This is a genomic window from Kineococcus sp. AC630 (genome assembly GCF_979255925.1).
On record NZ_CEEDMJ010000013.1, the window covers coordinates 1 to 21,816 of the forward strand.

General features: G+C 73.1%; 24 protein-coding genes. 11 read left to right on the top strand and 13 right to left on the bottom strand.

The features are described from left to right. Positions 1–333 (bottom strand): GntR family transcriptional regulator (locus AC0I8G_RS14625; RefSeq protein WP_471730564.1); only part of this gene is annotated, 333 nt, incomplete at its 3' end. A 62-nt stretch (positions 334–395) separates the two neighbouring features. Here AC0I8G_RS14625 and yczE point away from each other — a divergent pair. From yczE to AC0I8G_RS14640, 3 genes are all read left to right on the top strand, one after another. After that, positions 396–1,040, top strand: a complete 645-nt coding sequence (yczE, locus tag AC0I8G_RS14630; protein WP_471730565.1) for a membrane protein YczE — start codon at positions 396–398, stop codon at positions 1,038–1,040. Then, complete coding sequence (locus AC0I8G_RS14635; RefSeq protein WP_380262758.1) at positions 1,022–1,303, top strand: YciI family protein; 282 nt, start codon at positions 1,022–1,024, stop codon at positions 1,301–1,303. Before yczE ends, AC0I8G_RS14635 begins: the two co-directional genes overlap by 19 nt. Before the next feature lie 100 nt (positions 1,304–1,403). Continuing rightward, complete coding sequence (locus AC0I8G_RS14640; protein WP_380262756.1) at positions 1,404–2,162, top strand: GTP pyrophosphokinase; 759 nt, start codon at positions 1,404–1,406, stop codon at positions 2,160–2,162. Here the strand turns inward: AC0I8G_RS14640 and AC0I8G_RS14645 are convergent. The 4 genes from AC0I8G_RS14645 to AC0I8G_RS14660 are packed head-to-tail and all read right to left on the bottom strand — an operon-like array spanning position 2,126 to position 5,431. After that, positions 2,126–3,133, bottom strand: coding sequence for an ABC transporter ATP-binding protein (locus AC0I8G_RS14645; protein ID WP_471730566.1), 1,008 nt, complete (start codon positions 3,131–3,133; stop codon positions 2,126–2,128). The two genes, AC0I8G_RS14640 and AC0I8G_RS14645, sit on opposite strands and share 37 nt — an antisense overlap. Then, positions 3,130–3,939 carry an ABC transporter permease gene (locus AC0I8G_RS14650; protein WP_471730567.1) on the bottom strand — a complete coding sequence of 270 codons (810 nt, stop codon included), beginning with the start codon at positions 3,937–3,939 and terminating at the stop codon, positions 3,130–3,132. The genes AC0I8G_RS14645 and AC0I8G_RS14650 overlap by 4 nt, the downstream gene beginning before the upstream one ends. Beyond that, positions 3,932–4,726, bottom strand: coding sequence for an ABC transporter permease (locus tag AC0I8G_RS14655; protein WP_471730568.1), 795 nt, complete (start codon positions 4,724–4,726; stop codon positions 3,932–3,934). The genes AC0I8G_RS14650 and AC0I8G_RS14655 overlap by 8 nt, the downstream gene beginning before the upstream one ends. 33 nt (positions 4,727–4,759) lie before the next feature. Further along, on the bottom strand, positions 4,760–5,431 hold the full coding sequence (locus tag AC0I8G_RS14660) for an NUDIX hydrolase (protein ID WP_471730569.1): 672 nt from the start codon (positions 5,429–5,431) through the stop codon (positions 4,760–4,762). A 94-nt stretch (positions 5,432–5,525) separates the two neighbouring features. Here AC0I8G_RS14660 and AC0I8G_RS14665 point away from each other — a divergent pair, with 94 nt between their 5' ends. The 3 genes from AC0I8G_RS14665 to AC0I8G_RS14675 all read left to right on the top strand — a co-directional run bounded on the left by AC0I8G_RS14665 (position 5,526) and on the right by AC0I8G_RS14675 (position 10,355). Continuing rightward, positions 5,526–6,524: an SPFH domain-containing protein gene (locus AC0I8G_RS14665; RefSeq protein WP_471730570.1), complete on the top strand. Its 999-nt coding sequence runs from the start codon at positions 5,526–5,528 to the stop codon at positions 6,522–6,524. Beyond that, a complete protein-coding gene (locus AC0I8G_RS14670) occupies positions 6,521–7,411 on the top strand; it encodes a hypothetical protein (RefSeq protein WP_471730571.1) in 891 nt (296 codons plus the stop codon). Before AC0I8G_RS14665 ends, AC0I8G_RS14670 begins: the two co-directional genes overlap by 4 nt. Before the next feature lie 85 nt (positions 7,412–7,496). Continuing rightward, entirely contained in the window at positions 7,497–10,355 is a 2,859-nt protein-coding gene (locus AC0I8G_RS14675) for an FAD-binding and (Fe-S)-binding domain-containing protein (protein WP_471730572.1), read from the top strand. A gap of 6 nt (positions 10,356–10,361) precedes the next feature. On the opposite strand, the gene AC0I8G_RS14680 is transcribed toward AC0I8G_RS14675, so the two are convergent. Next, positions 10,362–11,378 (bottom strand): helix-turn-helix domain-containing protein, encoded by a 1,017-nt coding sequence (locus AC0I8G_RS14680; RefSeq protein WP_471730573.1) that lies wholly within the window; start codon positions 11,376–11,378, stop codon positions 10,362–10,364. 40 nt (positions 11,379–11,418) lie between these two features. Further along, the gene (locus AC0I8G_RS14685; RefSeq protein ID WP_471730574.1) at positions 11,419–12,393 is read right to left on the bottom strand and encodes an alpha/beta hydrolase; all 975 of its coding nucleotides are present in this window, start codon (positions 12,391–12,393) and stop codon (positions 11,419–11,421) included. Between the two features lie 168 nt (positions 12,394–12,561). Here AC0I8G_RS14685 and AC0I8G_RS14690 point away from each other — a divergent pair, with 168 nt between their 5' ends. Continuing rightward, positions 12,562–13,170, top strand: a complete 609-nt coding sequence (locus tag AC0I8G_RS14690) for a dihydrofolate reductase family protein (protein WP_471730575.1) — start codon at positions 12,562–12,564, stop codon at positions 13,168–13,170. Here AC0I8G_RS14690 and AC0I8G_RS14695 read toward each other — a convergent pair. Continuing rightward, the gene (locus AC0I8G_RS14695) at positions 13,129–13,569 is read right to left on the bottom strand and encodes a hypothetical protein (RefSeq protein ID WP_471730576.1); all 441 of its coding nucleotides are present in this window, start codon (positions 13,567–13,569) and stop codon (positions 13,129–13,131) included. The two genes, AC0I8G_RS14690 and AC0I8G_RS14695, sit on opposite strands and share 42 nt — an antisense overlap. A 134-nt stretch (positions 13,570–13,703) precedes the next feature. On the opposite strand from AC0I8G_RS14695, the gene AC0I8G_RS14700 reads away from it, so the two are divergent. From AC0I8G_RS14700 to AC0I8G_RS14710, 3 genes are read left to right on the top strand one after another with little or no spacing between them, the layout of a single operon-like run. Then, positions 13,704–14,234 (top strand): HutD family protein, encoded by a 531-nt coding sequence (locus tag AC0I8G_RS14700; RefSeq protein WP_471730577.1) that lies wholly within the window; start codon positions 13,704–13,706, stop codon positions 14,232–14,234. Continuing rightward, positions 14,170–15,300: an FAD-dependent oxidoreductase gene (locus AC0I8G_RS14705; protein WP_471730578.1), complete on the top strand. Its 1,131-nt coding sequence runs from the start codon at positions 14,170–14,172 to the stop codon at positions 15,298–15,300. Before AC0I8G_RS14700 ends, AC0I8G_RS14705 begins: the two co-directional genes overlap by 65 nt. Next, a complete protein-coding gene (locus AC0I8G_RS14710; protein WP_471730579.1) occupies positions 15,284–16,495 on the top strand; it encodes an allantoate amidohydrolase in 1,212 nt (403 codons plus the stop codon). Before AC0I8G_RS14705 ends, AC0I8G_RS14710 begins: the two co-directional genes overlap by 17 nt. Positions 16,496–16,498: 3 nt before the next feature. Here the strand turns inward: AC0I8G_RS14710 and AC0I8G_RS14715 are convergent, their stop codons facing one another. The 4 genes from AC0I8G_RS14715 to AC0I8G_RS14730 form a co-directional block, all read right to left on the bottom strand. Beyond that, entirely contained in the window at positions 16,499–17,380 is an 882-nt protein-coding gene (locus tag AC0I8G_RS14715) for a right-handed parallel beta-helix repeat-containing protein (protein WP_471730580.1), read from the bottom strand. A gap of 96 nt (positions 17,381–17,476) precedes the next feature. After that, positions 17,477–18,352 carry a right-handed parallel beta-helix repeat-containing protein gene (locus AC0I8G_RS14720; protein ID WP_471730581.1) on the bottom strand — a complete coding sequence of 292 codons (876 nt, stop codon included), beginning with the start codon at positions 18,350–18,352 and terminating at the stop codon, positions 17,477–17,479. Positions 18,353–18,466: 114 nt separating this feature from the next. Beyond that, positions 18,467–19,468, bottom strand: coding sequence for a TIGR03557 family F420-dependent LLM class oxidoreductase (locus AC0I8G_RS14725; RefSeq protein WP_328293189.1), 1,002 nt, complete (start codon positions 19,466–19,468; stop codon positions 18,467–18,469). Further along, a complete protein-coding gene (locus AC0I8G_RS14730) occupies positions 19,465–20,019 on the bottom strand; it encodes a type 1 glutamine amidotransferase domain-containing protein (RefSeq protein WP_471730582.1) in 555 nt (184 codons plus the stop codon). The genes AC0I8G_RS14725 and AC0I8G_RS14730 overlap by 4 nt, the downstream gene beginning before the upstream one ends. Before the next feature lie 136 nt (positions 20,020–20,155). Here AC0I8G_RS14730 and fbaA point away from each other — a divergent pair, with 136 nt between their 5' ends. After that, complete coding sequence (gene fbaA / locus AC0I8G_RS14735) at positions 20,156–21,178, top strand: class II fructose-bisphosphate aldolase (protein ID WP_471730583.1); 1,023 nt, start codon at positions 20,156–20,158, stop codon at positions 21,176–21,178. 60 nt (positions 21,179–21,238) lie between these two features. Here the strand turns inward: fbaA and AC0I8G_RS14740 are convergent, their stop codons facing one another. Beyond that, entirely contained in the window at positions 21,239–21,649 is a 411-nt protein-coding gene (locus AC0I8G_RS14740) for an STAS domain-containing protein (RefSeq protein ID WP_328293186.1), read from the bottom strand. Positions 21,650–21,816 lie beyond the last annotated feature (167 nt).

Below are 21,816 nucleotides of genomic sequence, written 5' to 3' on the forward strand. Positions count from 1 at the left end.
GGGCAGGGCCGCCCGGGTCAGGTCGATCTCGACGTGGGCGGGCCGGACGTCCCCGGGGGGTGTGACGGCGGGGAGGGCGATCACGCTGCCGGAACCCCGCACGCTGGTGACGTACCCGGTCTCGCGCAGGTGCGCGTAGGCCGCCGCGACGGTCGTCCGGCTGAGCGCGAGGGTGGCGGCGAGCTCACGCTCGGCGGGCAACCGGGTGCCCGAGGTGATTCGCCCGTCCAGCAGCAGCAACCGGATCCGCTCGGCGAGCGCCCGCAGGGCCGGGCCGGTGTCGCGCCAGTCGCCGAGGAGGTGGCCGAGGGTGGACGCGGACAGGGTGGGCACCAGTCCACCGTAGCCGGATTGGCACTGTCGAGGCGAGAGCGGACTGCGGTCCAATCCGTGCTGTGAGAAGTCCAGTGCTCAGTGCCCGCATCGCCCGTCTCCTCGTCGGCCTCGGCCTCTACGGCGTGGCCGAGGGGCTGATGGTCCTCGCCGGGATCGGGGTCGGGCCGTGGACGGTCTTCGCGCAGGGGGTCTCTCGACACACCGGGGTGGGCCTGGGCTGGCTCGCGAACCTCATCGGCCTCGCCGTGCTGCTGCTGTGGATCCCGTTGCGGCAGAGACCAGGAGTGGGGACCGTGCTGAACGTCCTGCTGGTGGGGACGGCGATCGAGGCGACGGTCGACCTGCTCCCCGCGCCGCACGCGCTGCTCGTCCGGATCCCGTTGTTCGCGGTCGGTCTGGCGCTGCTGGCGGTGGCGAGCGGGCTCTACCTCGGGGCGGGTTTCGGGCCGGGGCCGCGGGACGGGCTGATGACCGGCCTGCACCGGCGGACCGGTCTGCCCCTCTGGCTCGCCCGCGCGGTCGTCGAGGTGTCGGTCCTGGCGGTCGGCTGGGTCCTGGGCGGCAACGTCGGGGTCGGCACGGTCGCGTTCGCGCTGGGGGTCGGACCGCTCGTCGGGTTCTTCGTGCCGCGGTTGAGAACCGTCGCTGCGACGCCGGCGAGGATCGTCCCGGTAGCGTCCGGGCCATGTCCTTCTTCGTCGTGACCTACGCCTACTCCCCGGACGTCTCCGCCCGGGACGCCGTCCGCCCGACCCACCGCGAGTGGCTCGCCTCGCTGGGCGACGCCCTCGTCCTGTCCGGCCCGACCGACGCCGAGGGCGCGTTCCTCGTGTTCGAGGCCGAGACCGCCGCGGACGTGGAGGCGACCCTGGACGCCGATCCGTTCTTCGTGGACGGCCGGATCGTGGCGGGCCGGACCGTGGCCGGCTGGACCCCCGTGCTCGGACGGGCCAAGGACCGGCTCTGACCCGGCCGGCCGTCACCGCCCGACGTGACGGCACGGAACCCCGGCGCGGTGCCACGCGTTCGCAGCACGAGGCCCCGACGGTGGAGAGGTGAGGTGCGCGATGGGCGTGGCGTCCGTGGAGACGGGAGAGAACTCCTACGGTGCAGCCGATCTCGAGGCGTTCCGTCGTGTCCGTGAGGACTTCGTCCGGTTCATGATGGCCTACCGCTTCGCCGTCGACGAGGTGCTGACGAAGGTCTCGATCCTGCGCGAGGAGTTCACCCACCTGCACCGCTACAACCCCATCGAGCACGTGACGTCCCGGGTGAAGTCCCCGACGAGCATCCTCGAGAAGGTCGTGCGCCGCGGGTTGGACCCGTCGTTCGACACCATCCGCGAACACATCACCGACATCGCGGGTGTCCGCATCACCTGCAGCTTCATCGCCGACACGTACCGGATGCTCGAGATCCTCACGGGGCAGGCGGACATCCGCGTCCTGGCCGTCAAGGACTACATCGCGCACCCGAAACCCAACGGCTACAAGAGCCTGCACGCCATCGTCGAGATCCCGGTGTTCCTCTCCGACGGCCCTGTCCCGGTGACGGTGGAGGTCCAGATCCGGACGATCGCCATGGACTTCTGGGCCAGCCTGGAGCACAAGATCTACTACAAGTACGACGGCGAGGTCCCCGGTCACCTGGCCGCGAGCCTCACCGAGGCCGCGGCGGTCGCCGAGCAGATGGACCGCCGGATGGAGGAGCTGCACACCGAGGTGCGTTCCCTCGCCCCGGACGTCGGGGAGGCCGCACCCGAGCTCGGGATCGACGACCGGGTCCTCCGTCAGCTCCTGGCGCTCTCCGGCGGCACCCCGGCCTGAGGGGTCCCCGAACTGGCGTAGAGCTGGCGCAGCACGTCGGCGATGTCGGGTTCCTCCACCGACAGGTCCCGCACCTCGGCGTGGGCGGAGACTCCCGCCAGCACCGCGGCGGCGGTCGTCTCCTGGGCCGAGAAGGCGAACCGATGGCGCAGACCCCCCGCCTCGACGCCGAGGAGCTGGGCTCCCTCGACGTGGATCGGCCCGGTGGGTGCGGTGAGGTCCACGACGAGGACGCGCCGGGCGCCGACGCGGCGCACCAACCCGGGCAGGTCGCCGTCGTAGGCGGCGCGACCGCGGTCGACGACGAGCACCCGGTCGCAGAGACGCTGCACGTCACCCATGTCGTGCGTCGTCAGCAGCAAGGTCGTCCCGCGTTCGGCGCGTTCGGCCCGCAGGAACCGGCGCAGCCGTTCGCTGGACAGGACGTCGAGGCCGATCGTCGGTTCGTCGAGCAGCAGCAGTTCGGGGGAGTGCAACAGCGCGGCTGCGACCTCCCCGCGCATCCGCTGGCCCAGGGACAGTTGCCGCACGGGGGTGGTGAGGAACTCGCCCAGCCCCAGCCGGTCGTCGAGGTCGCGCAGCCGTGGCCGCCAGACCCCTGCGGGGAGGTGGTGGATCGCGGCGAGGAGGCGGAAGGACTCGCTCAGCGGCAGGTCCCACCAGAGCTGGCTGCGCTGCCCGAACACCACGCCGATGCGGCGGGCCAGGTCGCGACGCCGGGCCACCGGGTCCAGCCCGCACGTCCGCACGCTGCCGGCGGAGGGGACGAGGATGCCGGTGAGGAGTTTGATGGTCGTCGACTTCCCGGCACCGTTGGCGCCGATGAACCCCACCGATTCCCCCGGTTCGACCCGCAGGGACAACCCGTCGACGGCGCGGACGACGCGACGTCGCCGACGGAACCTCCCCTCGACCTTCTCGCGGACGACGTACTCGCGGACGAGGTCGGTGACCTCCAGCGCCGGATTCACGATCCGCTCCCCGTGTAGTGCCGGATCCCCTGGCGCCACAGCAGCAGGGCGACGCTCCAGAGCGCGGCGGCCGCGACCGGCGAGAACCACCCGAGCCCGGCGGGCAGGCCGGCGGGCCCGTCGCTCCTCAGCAGGGCCAGGACGGGGAGGTAGGCGACGAACGCGGCCGGGACGACGTAGCAGAACAACCAGCGCAGCGGTGTCCCGTAGATCGAGGCGGGGTACTGCGCCGCGTTGGAACCGCCGTAGGTGAGGGAGTTCACCGCTTCCTTCCCGTCCAGCAGCCAGAACTGGCAGGCGCCCGCGATGACGAACAACGCCGAGAAGATCGCCGTCCCGCCGACGAGCGCGGTGGCGAGCAGGGCCACGGCGCGCAGGTCGAGCGCGATGCCGGTGTGCGGCCACGCGACGCACAGCACCACGACGCCGACCAGCACCCGCCCGATCCGGCGCAACGAGACGTCGGAGGTCGCCAGTTGGGCGAGGACCGGGAGGGGACGCAGCAGGAACGCGTCGAGGGTTCCGCTGCGGATGTGGGTGGGCAGGTTGTCGAGGTGACCGGCGAGGAGGTCCGCGGCCGCGAAGGCCACGTTCGCCAGCGCGAACACCAGCGACGCCTGCCACACGTCCAGCCCGCCCAGGGTGGAGGTCCGCGAGAAGACGACGTAGATCGTGGCGAACTCGCTGATCCCGATGCCCAGGTTGGAGAGCAGGTCGGCGACGAAGGACGTCCGGTAGCTCAGCTGGGCCCGCACCCGGCTGCCCAGGACGGCCCGGTAGGCGGCGACCGCCGAGCCCTCAGCCACCCTGCACCACCAGTCGTCGGGACCCCAGCGCCAGCAGGACCCGACCGGCGAGCAGGAGCCCGGCCAGCCAGCCGACCTGGACCGCGACGAGCCGGAGCGCGCCGGTTCCCGTTGCGGTGCCGGTGAAGACGTCGATCGGCGACTGCAGCATCGACGGGAACGGGGTGGCGTGGGCGAGGGTCGCGAGCCACGCCGGGAACCAGCGGACCGGGATGGCGAGCCCGGTGAGGATCGTCGCGAGGACGGTGTAGAGCATGAGGATCCCGCGGATCTCGGTGAGCCAGAACGCCGTGAGGTTGACCAGCCAGCGGGCCGAGAAGGAGACCGAGACGCCGAGGACGAGGCTGACGACACCCAGGAGGTAGCTGCGCGGATCGCTCGGCAGCGCGAGTCCGGTGAGCGCGATCCCCAGCACGAGGGGTGGGACGCCGCGGGGCAGGAACATGTACGCCGCGCGGCCGAGGTCGGTGGCCCAGGCCGCGAGTTGCGGGTCGACCGGACGGGCCAGGTCGACGGCGATGTCCCCGGTCCGCACGCGCTGCGCGACCTCGTCGTCGGCGAACACGCTGACCGGGGCGAGGAGGGCCTGCGTCACCCAGGCGAAGGTGGCGGCCTGCTCGACGTCGTAGCCGGCGACCGCACTCCCGGCCCCGGAGACCGTGCCGACGAGGACGGCGGCCTTGATGGCGCCGAACACCGAGTTGGTCAGAGCGCCGGCCGCGGTGGCGGCCCGGTAGGTGGAGAACCGCCGGAACCCCGCCGCGACGAGGGCGGGGTAGGCGGACACGACGTTCGACCCTAGTCGGGTTCCCCGTCGCTGTCAGGTGCGCAGCAGGGGCGGGTGCACGCTGGTGGCGCTCCCGCGCCGGAAGAGCTGCGCGGGGCGGCCGCCGTCGCGGGTCGTGCTCGAGCCGACCGGTTCGAGGAACCCGTCGGCGCCGGTGACCTTGCGGTGGAAGTTCCGGGCGTCCAGGGGGTGTCCCCAGACCTGTTCGTAGACCCGGCGGAGTTCGGCGACGGTGAACTCCTCGGCGCAGAAGGCCGTCGCGAGCGGTGAGTACTCCAGTTTCGCCCGGGCGCGCTCCACGGCGTCGGCGAGCAGGCGGTCGTGGTCGAAGGCGAGGTCCCGGGCCTCGCGCACGGGTACCCAGCGCGCGTCGGCGGCGTCGGTGCCCGCGTGCGGGGTGGGCAGGTCGGGGGCGAGGGCGAGGTAGCAGACCGTCACGACGCGCTGGCGGGGATCGCGGTCGGGGGCGCCGTAGCTGGCGAGCTGTTCCAGGTGCACCGAACCGCGGGGGAGTCCGGTCTCCTCGGCGAGTTCCCGTTCGGCGGCGCCGAGCAGGTCCTCGTCCGGGTGGACGAAACCCCCGGGCAGCGCCCAGTCGCCGAGGAACGGCTCCTCGCCGCGTTCGACGAGCAGGACGGACAGCCCCTCGGGCCGGACGGTGAGCACGACGAGGTCCACGGTGACGGCGACGGTGGGGTAGGTCACCCGGTCAGCGTACCGGCTTGTCGTCGACTTGACGATTAGGGGAGGCGCTGGCTTATCGTCATTCCGACGACAACAACTGTCCGAGGAGGACGACATGGCCGACATCACCCGCTACCCCTTCGCCCGGCACCTGCGCAGCACCCCGACCACCCACGTCGTGCACCACCGCGGTGGGAAGCTCGTGCACTCCGGCACCGGCCAGGCGTTCTGGTTCCGCCCCCTCTCCGCGGCGCTGTCGGAGGTGCCCGTCGACGACCGCGAACTCCCGCTCGTCCTGCACGCCCGCACCGCCGACTTCGTCGACGTCACCGTCCAGGCCACCGTCACCTTCCGCGTCGAGGACCCCGAGCTCGCCGCGACCCGCGTCGACTTCTCCCTCGACCCCGTGACCGGCCGGTGGCGGAACGCCCCGCTGCAGCAACTGGCCGGGCTGCTGACCGAGACCGCCCAGCAGCACGTCCTCGACGTCCTCGCCCGGCTGCCGCTGCGCGAGGTGCTGGTCAGAGGGGTGACGCTGACCCGGGAGCGCATCACCGCGGGCCTCACCGCCGACAGCCGGCTCGCCCGGACGGGCCTCGCCCTCGTCGACGCCCGCGTCGTCGCCGTCCGCCCCGATCCCGACGTCGAGAAGGCGCTGGGCACCCCGACCCGGGAGGCGTTGCAGACCGAGGCCGACCACGCCACCTCCCAGCGCCGGGCGCTCGCCGTCGAACGGGAACGGGCCATCAGCGAGAACGAGCTGCAGAACGAGATCGAGCTCGCCCGGCGCGAGGAACAGCTCGTCGCCCAGCGCGGGGCCAACCAGCGCCGGACCGTCGAGGAGGCCGCCGCCGCGGACACCGTCCAGGCCACCGCCGAGGCCGAACGCGAGGAGCGGCTGGCGCAGGCGCACGCCACGGCGACCCGGTTGCAGGGCGAGGCCGACGCCGGCGCCGAGGCCGCCCGCATGGCCGCCGTCGCCGGTACGCCACCGGAGGTCCTGCTCGCTCTCGCGCTGCGGGAGTTCGCCGGTCAGCTGCCCGAGATCGGGACCCTCGTCCTCACCCCGGACGTCATCACCGGGGCCCTCGCCCGGCTGGCCGGTACCCGGTGAGCCTCGCGCCGCGCGCGGTCCTGGTCCACCGCCGCACCCCCTTCGCCGACGCGATCGCCCGGCACGGGACCCGCGGAGCCGCGCAGTTCTTCCTCCGGACCCGCGGGCGCACGCTCGACGACCTCGAGGCGGGCGACGAACGCCAGCGCGCCGCCCTGGTCGCGGTGGCCGCCGCGGTCCCCCTGGACTGGCGGACGGGAACGGTCGAGCGGGCCGACCTCTCCCGGTTCCTCTTCGCCCCCGAGGACGTCGTCGTGGTCGTCGGGCAGGACGGGCTGGTCGCCAACGTCGCCAAGTACCTCGACGGCCAGGTCGTCGTGGGCATCGACCCCGACCCCGGGGCCAACGCCGGTGTCCTGGTCCGCCACCCCGCCGCGCACGCCCGTGACCTGCTGCAGCGCAGCGTGTCCCGGCCCGTGTGCGAGCAGCGGACGATGGTGCGCGCGCGCACCGACGACGACCAGGAGCTGCACGCCCTCAACGAGGTCTTCGTCGGTCACCACAGCCACCAGACCGCCCGCTACGTGCTGGGCCGCGGGGACCGGCGCGAGGAGCAGGCCTCCAGCGGGGTCGTCTGCGGGACCGGGACGGGCGCCACCGGCTGGCTCGCCTCCCTGGCCCGCGCCCGCGGGGGAGCCGCCCTGCCCGGGCCCACCGACCCGACCCTGGCCTGGTTCGTGCGCGAGGCGTGGCCCTCGCGGACCACCGGTGCCGACCTCGTCGCCGGGTCGGTCGGGGCCGAGCCCCTGACCCTCGACGTGCTCTCCGACGAGCTCGTCGTCTTCGGCGACGGCCTGGAGGCCGACCGGCTGCTCCTGACCCGCGGCCAGCGGCTGACGATCGACGTCAGCCCCCGCCACCTCGCCCTCCTCACCCCCCACCCGTGATCCCGCTGGGGGACCCGGCGAGATCACGGATCGAGTGGGGGTGGCTGGGTGCGGAGCACGGCCCGCGCGGCGGCACACTGGACACGTGACCCTGATCGACGAGACCCGCGCCGAGGCCGCTGCCGGTGCGGACCTGCTGACCAGCCTGAACGCCGCCCTCGGCACCACCGCCGGGTCCGGCGTCGTGGACGCCTCGAGCCGGCGCCGCGCGGAGTACACGACCGACGCGTCGAACTACCGCGTCGTCCCGCAGGTCGTCGTCTTCCCGCGCACGGTCGAGGACGTCGAAGCCGTCTGGGCGGTCTGCCGCCGTCTCGGGGTGCCGTTCACCTCCCGCGGCGCCGGCACCTCGGTCGCGGGGAACGCGATCGGGGAGGGAGTCGTGCTCGACTTCTCCCGTCACCTCCACCGCGTCCTCGAGATCGACCCCGAGACCATGACCGCGCTCATCGAGCCCGGCGTCATCCTCGACGACCTGCAGCGCCAGGCCGCGCCACTGGGTCTGCGGTTCGGGCCGGACCCCTCGACCCACGCCCGCTGCACCGTCGGCGGGATGATCGGCAACGACGCCTGCGGATCGCACGCGCTGGCCTACGGCCGGACCTCGCACAACGTCGTCGCCCTCGAGGTCCTCGACGGTCACGGCCGCCGCTACTGGACCGACGCCCCGCCCGCGGACCTCCTCGCCGAGCTGCAGGCCGTGGCCTCCCGCCACCTCGGGACCATCCGGACCTCGTTCGCCACGTTCGGCCGTCAGGTGTCCGGCTACGCCCTGGAACACCTGCTGCCCGAGACCGGCGGGCCCACCGGGACCGCCCTCGCCCGGCTGCTCACCGGGTCGGAGGGGACGCTGGTGACGATCCTGCGCGCCCGGGTCCGCCTCGTGCGCCAGTCCCCGTCGACGACGTTCGTGGTCCTCGGCTACCCCTCGATGCACGAGGCCGCCGACGCGACCCCCGCCCTGCTGGAACACGCCCCGCTCGCCGTCGAGGGCATCGACCGTCGCCTCGCCGACATCGTCGTGCGCCGCGGGGGTTCCGTCGACGGCCTGCCCGGAGGCGACGGCTGGCTGTTCGTCGAGATGGGCGGGGAGACCCCGGAGGAGTCGCTCGCCGCGGCGGAGGCGATGGTGCGTGACTCCCAGGCGCTGGACTCCGTCGTCATCCCGACCGCCGCTGCCGCGCGGAAGTTGTGGCGCATCCGCGAGGACGGCGCCGGGTTGGCCGGCCGTTCCCCCGAGGGGTTGCCGGCGTGGCCGGGCTGGGAGGACGCCGCCGTCCCGCCCGCACGGCTGGGCGAGTACCTGCGCGAGTTCGACGCGCTGATGGCGACCCACGGCGTCGACGGGCTGGCCTACGGGCACTTCGGGGACGGCTGCATCCACGTCCGCATCGACTTCCCGCTCTACGAGAACGGCGGTGGCGCCGTGGCGAAGGCGTTCCTCGAGGACGCCGCCCGGCTCGTCGCGAAGCACGGCGGTTCCCTCTCGGGAGAGCACGGCGACGGCCGGGCCCGCGGTGGGTTGCTGCCGTTGATGTACGACGCCGAGGCGATCTCCGCGTTCGAGGAGGTCAAGCGCGCCTTCGACCCCGACGACCTGCTGAACCCGGGGATCATCGTCCGCCCCGCCGACGTCGCCGCCGACCTCCGCGTCCCGTCGGCCCGTCCGGCGCACGCGCTGGGCATGCCTGGTCGTTCGGGGTTGAAGTTCGCCTACTCCCAGGACCAGGGCGACCTCACCCGCGCCGTCCACCGCTGCGTCGGGGTCGGCAAGTGCCGCGCCGACTCCGGAGGCGTCATGTGCCCGAGCTACCTCGCGACCGGTGACGAGAAGGACTCCACCCGCGGGCGGGCCCGGCTGTTGCAGGAGATGGCCAACGGCACCCTCGTCACCGACGGCTGGCGCTCGCAGGAGGTCAAGGACGTCCTCGACCTCTGCCTGTCCTGCAAGGGGTGCAGCGCGGACTGCCCCGCCGGGGTCGACATGCCGACCTACAAGGCGGAGTTCCTCGACAAGTTCTACGCGGGCCGGTTGCGGCCGATGAACCACTACCTCCTGGGCTGGTTGCCGCGCTGGTCGAAGCTCGCCTCCTACGCGCCGAAGGTCGTGAACGCGCTGACCTCGGTGCCGGCGCTGGCGTGGACGGCGCGGGCGCTGGGCGGGGTGGACCAGCACCGGCCGCTGCCGGCGTTCGCGGAGGAGACGTTCCGGGCGTGGTTCCGCCAGCGCCCCGAACGTGCGGGTGAACCCGTCCTGCTGTGGGTGGACTCCTTCACGGAGAACTTCTCGCCCGAGGTCGGCAAGGCCGCCGTGAAGCTCCTGGAACACCTCGGTTTCCAGGTGCGGCTCACCGAGCAGCAGGTCTGCTGCGGGCTCACCTGGGTGTCGACGGGACAGCTCGACGGGGCGAAGCGCCAGTTGCGTTCCTCGCTGGACGCGCTGGGGAACTCCGAGGTCCCCGTGGTCGGGCTGGAACCGTCGTGCACCGCGTTGCTGCGCGAGGACGCCGCGGAACTGCTGCCCGACGACCCCCGCGCCCACGCGCTGGAACGTCGGGTGAAGACCCTGGCGGAACTCATCGCGGAACGGCGTCCGGACTGGATCCCGCCGCGGGTGGACCAGAAGGCCGTCGTCCAGCCGCACTGCCACCAGCACGCGGTCATGGGTTTCTCGCCCGACGAACGCCTGCTGGCCAAGGCCGGGGTCGAGGCGGAGGTCCTGAACGGCTGCTGCGGACTGGCCGGGAACTTCGGGGCCGAGAAGGGCCACTACGACGTGTCGGTGAAGGTCGCCGAGCACGCGTTCCTGCCCGCCCTGCGCGAACGCGGGGACGCGGTCGTCGTGGCCGACGGGTACTCCTGCCGGACCCAGTCGGACAACCTCACGGGGATCAAGCCCAAGCACCTCGCGGAACTGCTGGCCGACGCGCTGCCGGAGGACTGAGCCCGGTCAGGGGTTGCGGTGCAGCCGGCGCAGGACGAGCGCCAGCTGCAGGCGCTGCAACCCGGCCACGTCCTGCAGTTCCCAGCCCAGCGCGCGCTGGGCGGTGAGCACCCGGGCCTGCACCGTCGAGTGGTGGACCGCGAGTTCCGTCGCGGCCGCGCGCCGGCTGGACGTCGTGGCCAGGACGTCCAGGGTGCGCAGCATCCAGGGCGCGAGGACGGCGGCGCGTTCCACGGCCCCGACGTCGGGAACCGGGGGTGCACCGGCCGGCACGGTCGCGGCCAGCAGCAGCAACCCCTGCACCGCCTCGGCGTGGACGATCCGTGGCCCCGGGTCGGTCGCGGTGCCCTCAGCGGTGAGGCGCAGCGCGCGACGGGCGGCGACCCAGGAACCCGGGAGCTCGTCCACCGTCACGACCGGTCCCACCCCGGCCCGCCGCGACCCGAGCAGGGGTTCCACCGGGCCGGTGAGGACCAGGGCGCTGCCGTCGACCACCGCGACGGCGCGGCAGGGGGTCCCCGGGGCGAGGCCGAGGCTGCGCGCCGCCCGACGACGGTCGTCGCGCGGCGTCCGCGGGTCGAGCACGACCTCCAGGAGGTCCGCGTCCTGACGTCCCGGTGCCGACGCCGCCAGCGGGCGGGTGCGTTCGAGGACGCTGCGGGCCAGGGCGCAGGCGCGTTCCAGCACGACCGCGTCCACGACGCGGGGCGGACCCGGCCGTTCCAGCCACAGGACCGCCCCGTCGTCGACGGCTGCGCTCAACCACGCCGGGTCCGGTCCCGACGACCCGTCCGGAACGTCGTCCTCGCCGGGCTCGTTCTCGCCCGCGGAGTTCACCCGCAACCGCAGGTGCCGGCGCGCGTCGAGGAACCCGGCGGGACTGCCGGTGAGCGACGTCGCCCCGCGGACGATCGCGTGCAGACCGGCGTGCCCCGCGGCGAGTTCGTCGAAGTACGACACGACGCGCAGCGCGGCCCCCGCGTCGGGGTCGAGCGCCGAGAGTCGCACCGTCAGGTCCCTCACGAGCCCATCCTGCGCTCGCGGGGGCCCGACGGGAAGCGGTTCAGGCCTGCACGAGGCGGGACAGCCACGCTCGTCGCGCGGCCCGTGCCGCCTGGGAGATCGCCGCCTGCGGGGCGAACACGTCGAAACCGTGGAACCCGCCGGGCCAGACGTGCAGTTCCGCCCGCCCGCCGGCCTGCCAGATGCGGCTCGCGTAGGCGACGTCCTCGTCGCGGAAGTTCTCCGCCGAGGCCACGTCGACGAACGTCGGCGGCAACCCCGTCAGGTCCTGCGCCCGAGCCGGCGCGGCGTAGGGCGAGACGTCCGGACCACCGCGGGCCGTGCCCAGCAACGCGGTCCAGCCGGTGTCGTTGGCCGTGCGGCCCCAGGTCCCGGTGTCGGCCATCTGCACCGCGGACGGGGAGTCGTTGCGGTCGTCCAGCATCGGGTAGATCAGCAGTTGGCCCAGCAGTCCGGGACCGCGGCGGTCACGGGCCAGCAGGGCGACCGCGGCGGCCAGCCCGCCGCCGGCGCTGGCCCCTGCGACGACGATGCGCGCCGGGTCGAAACCCAGTTCGCCCGCGTGGTCCGCGGTCCAGACCAGCCCGGCGTAGCAGTCCTCGACCGGTCCGGGGTGCGGGGTCTCGGGTGCGAGGCGGTACTCCACCGACACGACGACCAGGCCGAACTCCTGGGCCCAGTCCAGGGCCTCGGCGATGCCGCCGCGGTTGTCGCCGAGGACCATCCCGCCACCGTGGATCCAGTAGACCGCTCCCGTCACGGTCGTCGTGGGACGGCAGATCAGCAGACTGACGTCGGGGGCGCCGTCGGGTCCGGGGACGCTGCGTTCCTCGACGGTGAAGGCGCCGTCGCGGGCGAGTTCCTCGTCGCTGGGGGGCAGCTGACCGGGCAGGCCCTGGCGCACGACCGGGATGAGGTCGGGGGTGATGGGCGGGAAACCCCCGAGGGCGGCCAGCGCGGCCGCCGCTTCGGGGTCGAAGGGGGTGACGGAGCCCGTGGTGGCGGTGGTGGTCATCGTTGACCTCTCGACGGTGTGTTCCGGTCGACGACCCGACCGGTCGCCCCCCAGACTGCACCCGGGGCAGGCCCGCCGAGCGTGCGAGGCGGCGGGCGCCGTCCGCCAGGTGGCGGACGGCCGTCCCGCCGACCGCTGAGTCCTGACCCCGACGGAGGTCCCACCCGCATGAGTCGTGTCGTCTGCCACCAGACCGTGTCCCTCGACGGCTTCACCGCCGGTCCGGACCAGAGCCTCGAGCACCCCATGGGGGTCGGGACCGAACTGCTGCACCAGTGGCAGTTCCGCTCCGGGGAGCCCGGCCACGAGGCCGACGCGGCCTGGCGAGCGGGTCTGCTGGCCCCGCTCGGGGCAGTGGTCATGGGCCGCAACATGTTCGGTCCGGTCCGGGGTCAGTGGCCGGACGAGACCTGGCGCGGGTGGTGGGGCGAGGAACCGCCCTACCACGCGCCGGTCTTCGTCCTCACCCACCACGAGCGGGCCCCCCTGGAACTGACCGGGACGACCTTCCACTTCGTCACCGACGGTTTCGACGCCGCCTTCGCCCGCGCCCGGGAGGCGGCCGGGGCCGGCGACGTGCGCATCGCCGGCGGTGCCGCCACCGTCCGGCAGGCGCTGGCCGCGGGCGTGGTCGAGGAACTCGCCCTCGACGTCGTCCCGATCCTGATCGGGGCGGGAGAACGACTCCTCGACGGGGTGACCGATCCCGGTCTGGTCCCCGTCGAGGTCGTCCACTCACCGCTCGCGACCCACGTCCGCTACCGCGTCGGCCGCTGAGGCGCGCCGCACGGCGAGGTCCACGAGCACGTGCACGTCACGGCGCTCACGACCGGCGAGGAGCTTCCCGGGCCGGTGGACGTCGCGCAGTTCCTCCGTGCCGCCGACGGGGCGCCGGTCGTCGGCCGGCCCCCGGACCGCCCAGTTCACCACCTGGACCCGGACCGGGAACCCCGTCGTGGCGGGGGTGGAACCCCGCGGTTCGTACGAGGCGTGCAGGCGGACGGACCCGGAGGGCCAGGGGACCCGGTCGTCGGGGCGTTGCGTGAGGAACCAGGTGATGTCGTCGCCGACGGTGGGACGTGGCCGGCCGCCGGTGAGTTCCCGCACGTGCAGGACGACGGGGACGAGCTGGAAGAGGCGCAGGCTGACCGGGGTCAGCGGCGTGTGGCGATGCAATGAACGACCCGTGCACTCGACAGGTCCGGGGTGCGAAGCCCCCGGGCACGGGTTCACCGTCCGCGGACGGTACCTCCTCGCGCGGGTCGGGCGCCACCCACCGGCACCCGGTCGGAGGCGGGCATGCTGGGGGCGTGCGCACCGTCCGTCACGACGACGTCCCCGACCAGCCCTGGCGCAACGGGGGCGGGACGACGCGGGAACTCCACCGCGACGAGCGGTGGCGCCTCAGCGTCGCGACCATCACCGCCGACGGCCCGTTCTCGACGTTCCCCGGGGTGACCCGCTGGTTCGCCGTGGCCCGCGGCACCCTGGTGCTGGACCTGGACGGCGCACCCCATGACGTCGGCGGGGACGTCGGCGGGAACGCGGTGCTGGTGTTCGACGGTGAGCTCCCCGTCGTGGCCCACCCCGAGGGGGAGGTGCTGGCGGTGAACGTGATGGCGACGTCGCCCCCGGGGATCACCGTCGCGGGCGGCCGCTACGCGGGCGGGAGCGCGGTGGCGGTCGTCGACCTGGACACCCTGCAGGCACACTTCGAGGTGGCCCGCGGGGACCTCCCCGCCCTCGAACGGGCCGTCGTGATCCTGGAGGCGTCGGATGTCGCAGTTCCTCGTGGTCGGAGCCGGTCTCGCGGGAGCGTCCACCGCCTGGCGACTGACTGAGCGGGGTTTCCCGGTCACCCTGGTCGAACGCGACGTGCCGGCCTCGGCGCAGGGCAGCTCGCACGGGTCGGCGCGGATCTTCCGGTTCGCCTACCGGGAGCGGGACTACGTCGACCTCCTCGCGGCGTCGGTACCGCTGTGGTCCGAGCTGGAGCGGCGGCACGGAGCCCCGCTCATCACCCGGTGCGGGGCCCTCGACTTCGGTCCCGACCACGACGTGGCCGGGTTGGCGCGGGTCCTCGCCGCGGCGGGCGTCGAGCACGAGCTCGTCCCCCGGCGCGCCGCCCGGGAACGGTGGCCGCACGTCGCCGCCGACAGCGACGTCCTGCTGCACCCGGCGGGCGGTGTCCTGGACGCGGAGCGGACCGTGGCGGCGATGGTCGCGGCCGCCCGGGCCGGTGGTGCGGAGGTGCTCACCGGCTGGCCGCTGCAGCACCTCGAACGCACCACGACGGGGTTCACCGCCCACGCCGTCGACGGGCGCACGCTCGCGGCGGAACGCGTCGTCGTCAGTGCCGGCGGGTGGCTGCCGGACCTGCTCGGGAACCTCTCGTTGCCGGCGGAGTTCCTGGCCGCGTTCCCGCCGCTGCAGGTGCGCGAGGAGAACGCCTTCCACTTCCGCTACCGCGACCCTGGTGCGTCCTGGCCGACCACCATCCACGAGCAGGACGGCACCTCCGTCTACTCCCTGCCCGGGGGTCGCGACGCGCAGTTCCGCGGGCAGAAGGTGGCCGAGTTCAACGGTGGCCGGGTCCTGTCCTCCGCCGCGGCCCGCACCGGCGCGATCGACCCCGCGAACCGCGCGCGGGTCGTGGAGCACGTGAGCCGGTTCCTCCCCGGCCTCGACTCGGAGCCCTACGCGGAGACGACCTGCCTGTTCACCAACACCCCCACCGAGGACTTCGTCGTCGACGGGGTGGACGGGGTGACCGTCCTGTCGCCCTGCTCCGGGCACGGCGCGAAGTTCGCACCGCTGCTCGGTGAGGTCGCCGCGGACGTCGCGCTCGGCACCGGGACCGTTCCCGAGCGGTTCCGGGTAGGTTCGGCGGGTGTCCGAGACCTCTGACCTGCTGGCCGCCATCGCCGACACCGGCCGGGACGCCACCCGGGGCGGGTACTCGCGCCCGGTCTTCTCCACCGCCGAACGCGATCTCGTGTCCTGGTACACGGCGGAACTCGCGGCGCGCGGGCTGGAGGCCGAGACCGACCGCAACGGGATCGTCTGGGCGTGGTGGAACCCCGCCGGTCTCCCGCTGGAGGGGGCCGTCGTCACCGGTAGCCACCTCGACTCCGTCCCCGGGGGTGGCGCGTTCGACGGACCGCTGGGGGTCGCCTCGGCGTTGCGGTCGCTCGACCTGCTGCGCCAACGCGGTGTCGTCCCCTCGAGACCGCTGGGTCTCGCGGTGTTCCCCGAGGAGGAGGGGTCCCGGTTCGGGGTGGCCTGCCTCGGTTCCCGGTTGCTGACCGGCGCCATCACCGCTGAGAAGGCGCTGGCCCTCACCGATCCGGAGGGCGACACCTTCGCCGACGTCGCCGCCCGCTCCGGGTTCGACCCCCGGGGTTTCGGCCGGGACGAGGAGACGCTCGCCCGCATCGGGACCTTCGTCGAACTCCACGTCGAGCAGGGCCGCGGGTTGATCGACCTCGACGCCCCCGTCGCCGTGGCGAGTTCCGTCATCGGTCACGGACGCTGGCGGTTCAGCGTCCACGGCCAGGGCAACCACGCGGGGACGACCCTGCTCGAGGACCGCCGCGACCCGTTGCTCGCGGCGTCCCGACTGGTCGTCGCGGTGCGCGAGGTCGCCGCCGCGAACCCCGGGACCCGGGCCACCGTCGGGCGGTTGCACCCGGTCCCCGGCGGGACGAACGTCATCGCCTCCCGCGTCGACCTGTGGCTGGACGTGCGTCACCCGGAGGACGGGGTGACGGTGGCCGTGGTCGCCGAGATCACGCGGCGCGCGCAGGAGATCGCCGCGGGGGAGGGGTGTTCCGTCGAGGTCCGCGAGGAGTCCTTCGGCGCCACCGTGGACTTCGACCCCGCCCTGGCCCGCCGCATCACGGGCGTGCTCGACGGCGCCCCGAACCTCGCGACCGGGGCCGGGCACGACGCGGGGATCCTCGCCGCGGTGGTCCCGACGGCGATGCTCTTCACCCGCAACCCGACCGGCGTCTCGCACTCACCCGAGGAGACGTGCACCGACGAGGACGCCGAACTCGGTTCGACCGCCCTCGCCGACGTGCTGGCGGACCTGCTGGTCTGAGGCTCAGGACTCCTCGGCGATGGCGGGGGCGCTGACCCCGGCGGGACACGGTTGGACGGGGAACTCGACCGGTCCACCGTCGCGGGTGTAGCTGTTGCAGACCAGGTCGATCCGGTCACCCTCGACGAGGAACCCACCCACGTGCTGCCGGTTCCAGACGAACTTCGAGTTCTGGACGATCCCGCCGCACTCGAACACGTCGAGCCCGGTACCGTTGCGCTGCAACGTGGTGCGGTCGACGTCGTAGCGCCCGTCCTGGCTGCAGGAGATCCCGGCGCCCCGGTTCCCCCGGATGAGGGAGTCCCGCACGACGAAGGCACCGGGATCGATGGAGAAGGTGAAGAATCCCGTCTGGTTGGCCTCGGCCGTGGACCGCTCCACCCGTAGCCGCCCGTCGAAGACCGCGACGCCGCCCCGGGAGTTCCCGCTGAGGAGGGAGTTCCGCACGACGACGTCGCCACCCTGCTCGCTGTCGACCCCGACCCCGTTGCCCTGCAGCCGGGCCTCGCGCACGGTGCCGCTGACGGTCACCGGCCCGTCGTCGTTGGAGTAGTTGGCGGTGACCCCCGTACCCCACCCCGAGACCGTGCCGTTGCGGACGGTCACGTCCCGGGCGGCGAAGAAGACGCCGCTGCTGTCCGTCCCGGCGCCCGGGCCGGTGACCGAGTGCCCGTTCAGGTTGAGTTCGATGCCGTCGCGCGCGAGCTGCAGCCCGCCGCCCTGGGGGCAGACGACGTCGGCGGCCAGTCGCACGCTGGTCGTGAGGGTCGTCCCGCAGGGGACGACCACGGCCCGCGGCGCAGCCGCCGCCGACGCCCCGGGAGCGAGGGTCAGGAGCGCTGCGGTGAGAGGAGTGATCGCGAGAACTGCCGTGCGCTGACGCATGAAGACCTTCTTCGCCCGAGACCCCGATGTCTCCACGCAGCGTAGCGCTCTGGTGACACTCAGGAAAGGTTCAGGCGGCGCCGCCGTGGTGGAGCGTCACTCCGCCCCGGTGATCGCCGGGGCGGTCCTCCCCGCCGGACAGGGTTGCACCGGGAACGGCACCGGACCGCCGTCCCGGGTGTAGCTGTTGCAGATCAGATCGATGCGGTCCCCCCGCGCGAGGTAGCCCCCGACGTGCTCGCGGTTCCAGACGAAGGCGGAATCGACCACCCGGCCCAGGCACTCGAACACCTCGAGCCCGTAGCCGTTGCGCAGCAACGTGCTCCCGGCGACGTCGTAGGCGCCGTCCTGACCGCAGGAGACGCCGGCGAAGCTGTTGTCGCGGATCAGCGAGTCCCGGACGACCATCCCGTCCGCGACGGTGCCGAAGGACCACGCACCGGTGGTGTTGCGCTCGAGGGTCGAGGACTCGATCCGCACCCGTCCCCCGAACTCGCTGGTCGCCCCGCGGCCGTTCCTGCGCAGCACGCTGTCGCGGACCGTGATGAGGGCCCCGGGGCGCACCGCCACCCCGATCCGGGAGTTCTCGACCCGGGCGTCGCGGACGGTGGCGCTGAACTCCGGGGGAGCGTCGGTGTCGGCGTCGTTCTCCGCGGCGCCCACGCCGGTGTTCCAGCCGGAGACGACCCCGTTGCGGACGGTCGTACCGCGCGCGGTCACGAACACGCCGGTTCCGGCCCCGCCGCCGACGAGGCGGTGGCCGTTGAGGTTCAGTTCGACCCCGTCGGCGGCGAGGACGATCCCGTTCGCCGTGGGGCACAGCATGTCGGCGGCGAGGCGGACGCTGGCCGTGAGCACCGCGCCGCAGGGGACGACGCTCGCCCGGGGTGGGGCGGCCGCCGCGCCCGGAGCGACGGCGAGGGCCGCGCCGAGCAGGGTGGTGGTGGCGAGGAGCGCTCCGATGCGCCGCACGACGACCTCCTCCGGTCGAGACGTCGTTGTCACTCCGGAGGGTAGTCCTGTGTTCACTCCCAGGAAAGGGTCATGAGGTCGCCCCCGTCCGGCCCGCACGCACGACGACCCGGTTCAGCTGGGGGAGGGGTCAGACCCCTGAGCCGCCTCGCGCAGGGCGGGGATGATCTCGCTCTGCGCCACCTTCAGGAACTCCGACTGGTGCTCCCCGCCGATCTGCACGAGCGAGAGGTCGGTGAAACCCGCCTCGAAGTAGGCGGACGCGGCTTCGACGATCGCGTCGACGGAGTTCCCGCAGGGGATCGTCCCGGCGACGTCCTCGGGACGCACGAACTGCGTGGCGCCCGCGAAACCGGCGGTCGTCGGCAGGTCGGCGTTCACCTTCCAGCCACCGGCGAACCAGCGGAACTGCTCGTGCGCCCGGGCGGTCGCGGCGTCCTGGTCGGCGTCCCAGCTGACCGGCATCTGCCCGATCTTGCGGCTGGGTCGCTGTCCGGGTTCGCGGGCGGCGTCCCAGGCGGCCAGGGCGGCCTCCGGTTCCACCGCGACGAGGTGGTCGGCCAACGGCGAGAACCTCGTCGCCGACTTCTCACCGCTGACCGCGACGGCGATCGGGACCCGGTGCTCGGGAACGTCCCACAGGCGGTGGGAGTCGACCCGGAAGTGGTCGCCGACGTAGGTGAGGAGTTCCCCGTCGAAGAGGTTCGAGATGATCTCGCAGGCCTCGACGAGCATGTCCTGACGTTCCTCGACCGCCGGCCAGCCCTGCCCGACGACGTGCTCGTTGAGGTTCTCCCCGGAACCCAGGCCGAGGACGAAGCGCCCCTCGGAGAGGATCTGCACCGTCGCGGCCTTCTGGGCCACGATCGCGGGGTGGTAGCGGATCGTGGGGCAGGTCACGTAGGTCATGAGTTCCACCCGGGACGTCGTCGCCGCGACCGCCCCGAGGACCGACCAGGCGTAGGGCGCGTGACCCTGCGAGGTCAGCCACGGCGAGGCGTGGTCGGAGAAGACGATCGTGTCGAAACCGGCCTCCTCGGCCGCCATCGCGTCCCGCACCAACCAGCGCGGGTCGGACTGCTCGCTCATGCAGGTGTAGCCGATGCCCGTGTTCACGCGATCGCCTCCACGAGGGCCTTGCTGAACGCCGGCAGGTCGTCGGGGTTGCGGCTGGTGATGAGGGGCCCGGGACCGGAGAGGTCCACGACGACCTCCTCGTCGACCCACTCGGCCCCGGCGTTGCGCAGGTCCGTCTGCAGCGAGGGCCACGACGTCATCCGTCGGCCCTTGAGCACGTCGGCCTCGACGAGGGTCCACGGGGCGTGGCAGATGGCCGCGATGGGCCGCGTCGACGCGGCGAACTGCCCGACGAACTTCACGGCCGACAGGCTCGTCCGCAGCGCGTCGGGGTTGGCGACCCCGCCCGGCAGGACGAGCGCGGCGTACTCGCTCGGGCTGGCGTCGTCCACGACGACGTCGACGTCGAAGGTGTCGCCCTTGTCGAGGTGGTCGAAGGCCTGCACCTGACCGGCCTTCGTCGAGATCAGCACGGGCTCCCCGCCGGCCTCCTGCACGGCCTTCCACGGTTCGGTCAGCTCGACCTGCTCGATGCCTTCGGTGGCCACGAGGAACGCGACCTTCTTGCCCTGCAAGCTGGTGTCCGTCATGGCCCCACGCTGACACCACGACGGGCGGTCGGCATCCGGGAAGGCCACCGTGAGGCCACCGTGAAGGCCACACTGCGCTGCCTGAGCGGGGCGTGGAAGGATCGCCCTGCCAGAGTCGCCAGACGGAGGAGTCTCCATGCCCATCGCCACCCCGGACGTCTACGCCGAGATGCTCGACCGCGCGAAGGCCGGTTCCTTCGCCTACCCGGCCATCAACATCTCCTCGAGCATCACGCTGAACGCCGCCATCCGTGGTTTCGCCGAGGCCGAGAGCGACGGCATCGTCCAGGTCTCCACCGGCGGTGCGGAGTTCCTGTCGGGCACGACCGTCAAGGACATGGTCCTGGGGTCGCAGGCGCTCGCCGAGTACGCCCACCACGTGGCCAAGGGCTACGGCGTGAACATCGCCCTGCACACCGACCACTGCCCGAAGGACAAGCTGGACGGCTTCGTGCGTCCGCTGCTCGACATCTCGGCCGAGCGCGTGAGGTCGGGCCGCGACCCGCTGTTCCAGTCGCACATGTGGGACGGCTCGGCCGTGCCGCTCGACGAGAACCTCTCGATCGCGGAGGAGCTCCTGGCCCGGGCCGTCGCCGCCAAGATCATCCTCGAGGTGGAGATCGGCGTCGTGGGGGGCGAGGAGGACGGTGTCGCCCACGAGATCAACGACAAGCTCTACACGACCGTCGACGACGCGCTGGCGACCGTGAACGCGCTCGGCTCGGGGGAGAAGGGCCGCTACCTGACGGCGCTCACCTTCGGCAACGTCCACGGCGTCTACAAGCCCGGCGGGGTCAAGCTGCGCCCTGAGATCCTCAAGGAGATCCAGGAGAAGGTCGGCGCGCAGGTCGGCAAGGACAAGCCGTTCGACCTGGTCTTCCACGGCGGCTCCGGGTCCTCCGACCAGGAGATCAGCGACGCCGTCGACTACGGCGTCATCAAGATGAACGTCGACACCGACACCCAGTACGCCTTCACCCGCCCGATCGCGGACCACATGCTCCGCAACTACGACGGTGTGCTGAAGGTCGACGGCGAGGTCGGCAACAAGAAGACCTACGACCCGCGGGTCTGGGGCAAGGCCGGCGAGACGGGCATGGCCGCCCGCGTCGTCGAGGCCGCCCAGGCGCTGCGCAGCGCGGGCAAGAGCGTGAAGTGAGGCGCTGAACGCGAGAAGGCCCGGTCCCCTCGCGGGCCGGGCCTTCGTGCTGCTCGGGTCTCAGGCGGGCTGCGGCCCGTCGTCGTCCGGCGCGGTCAGACCCGGTTCCTCGTCGACGACGTCCAGGAGCTGGACGATGTTCGTCGTCTCGATGAGGAACTTCACGACCGCGGGCGGGCGGATCAGCGTCACCCGGCGCCCCTTGGACCGCGAGGCCAGGCGCGCGAGGAACGCGAGCCCCGTCGAGTCCATGAAGGTCACGTGGTGGGCGTCGACCTGCAACGGCCGGCCCGAGGTCAGCGCGTCCTCGGCCGCCTCGAGCAGGTCCGGGCCGAGCTCGGCGTCGATCTCGCCCGTGAGCACCACCCGGGTGGCCCGCGGTTCGTAGAGGACGTGCACCGAGCCGGGGTCCACCGAGCGCACCTGGGGCACCCGGGGGGCCTCGCCCGGCGGTGTCGCGTCGTTCGTCATGGGTCCTCCGTGGTCCGACCGCTGTGTGCCGTGCCCGGCTTCTACAGGCAGCGGATGTCCTTCCGTCCGGTCTCGAACCGGGCGGTGGACCCGACGTCGTGCCCGCCACCCTCGACGCGCGCTCCGTTCGAGCCCCCTGCATGCTATCGACCGAGGCACGCACCGTT

Excerpts from the sequence above, each read along its gene's own strand:
- AC0I8G_RS14635 (WP_380262758.1), top strand. The coding sequence starts at position 1,022 with ATGTCCTTCTTCGTCGTGACCTACGCCTACTCCCCGGACGTCTCCGCC.
- AC0I8G_RS14640 (WP_380262756.1), top strand. The coding sequence starts at position 1,404 with ATGGGCGTGGCGTCCGTGGAGACGGGAGAGAACTCCTACGGTGCAGCC.
- AC0I8G_RS14665 (WP_471730570.1), top strand. The coding sequence starts at position 5,526 with ATGGCCGACATCACCCGCTACCCCTTCGCCCGGCACCTGCGCAGCACC.
- AC0I8G_RS14685 (WP_471730574.1), bottom strand. The coding sequence starts at position 12,393 with ATGACCACCACCGCCACCACGGGCTCCGTCACCCCCTTCGACCCCGAA.
- AC0I8G_RS14690 (WP_471730575.1), top strand. The coding sequence starts at position 12,562 with ATGAGTCGTGTCGTCTGCCACCAGACCGTGTCCCTCGACGGCTTCACC.
- AC0I8G_RS14705 (WP_471730578.1), top strand. The coding sequence starts at position 14,170 with ATGTCGCAGTTCCTCGTGGTCGGAGCCGGTCTCGCGGGAGCGTCCACC.
- AC0I8G_RS14715 (WP_471730580.1), bottom strand. The coding sequence starts at position 17,380 with ATGCGTCAGCGCACGGCAGTTCTCGCGATCACTCCTCTCACCGCAGCG.
- AC0I8G_RS14730 (WP_471730582.1), bottom strand. The coding sequence starts at position 20,019 with ATGACGGACACCAGCTTGCAGGGCAAGAAGGTCGCGTTCCTCGTGGCC.
- fbaA (WP_471730583.1), top strand. The coding sequence starts at position 20,156 with ATGCCCATCGCCACCCCGGACGTCTACGCCGAGATGCTCGACCGCGCG.
- AC0I8G_RS14740 (WP_328293186.1), bottom strand. The coding sequence starts at position 21,649 with ATGACGAACGACGCGACACCGCCGGGCGAGGCCCCCCGGGTGCCCCAG.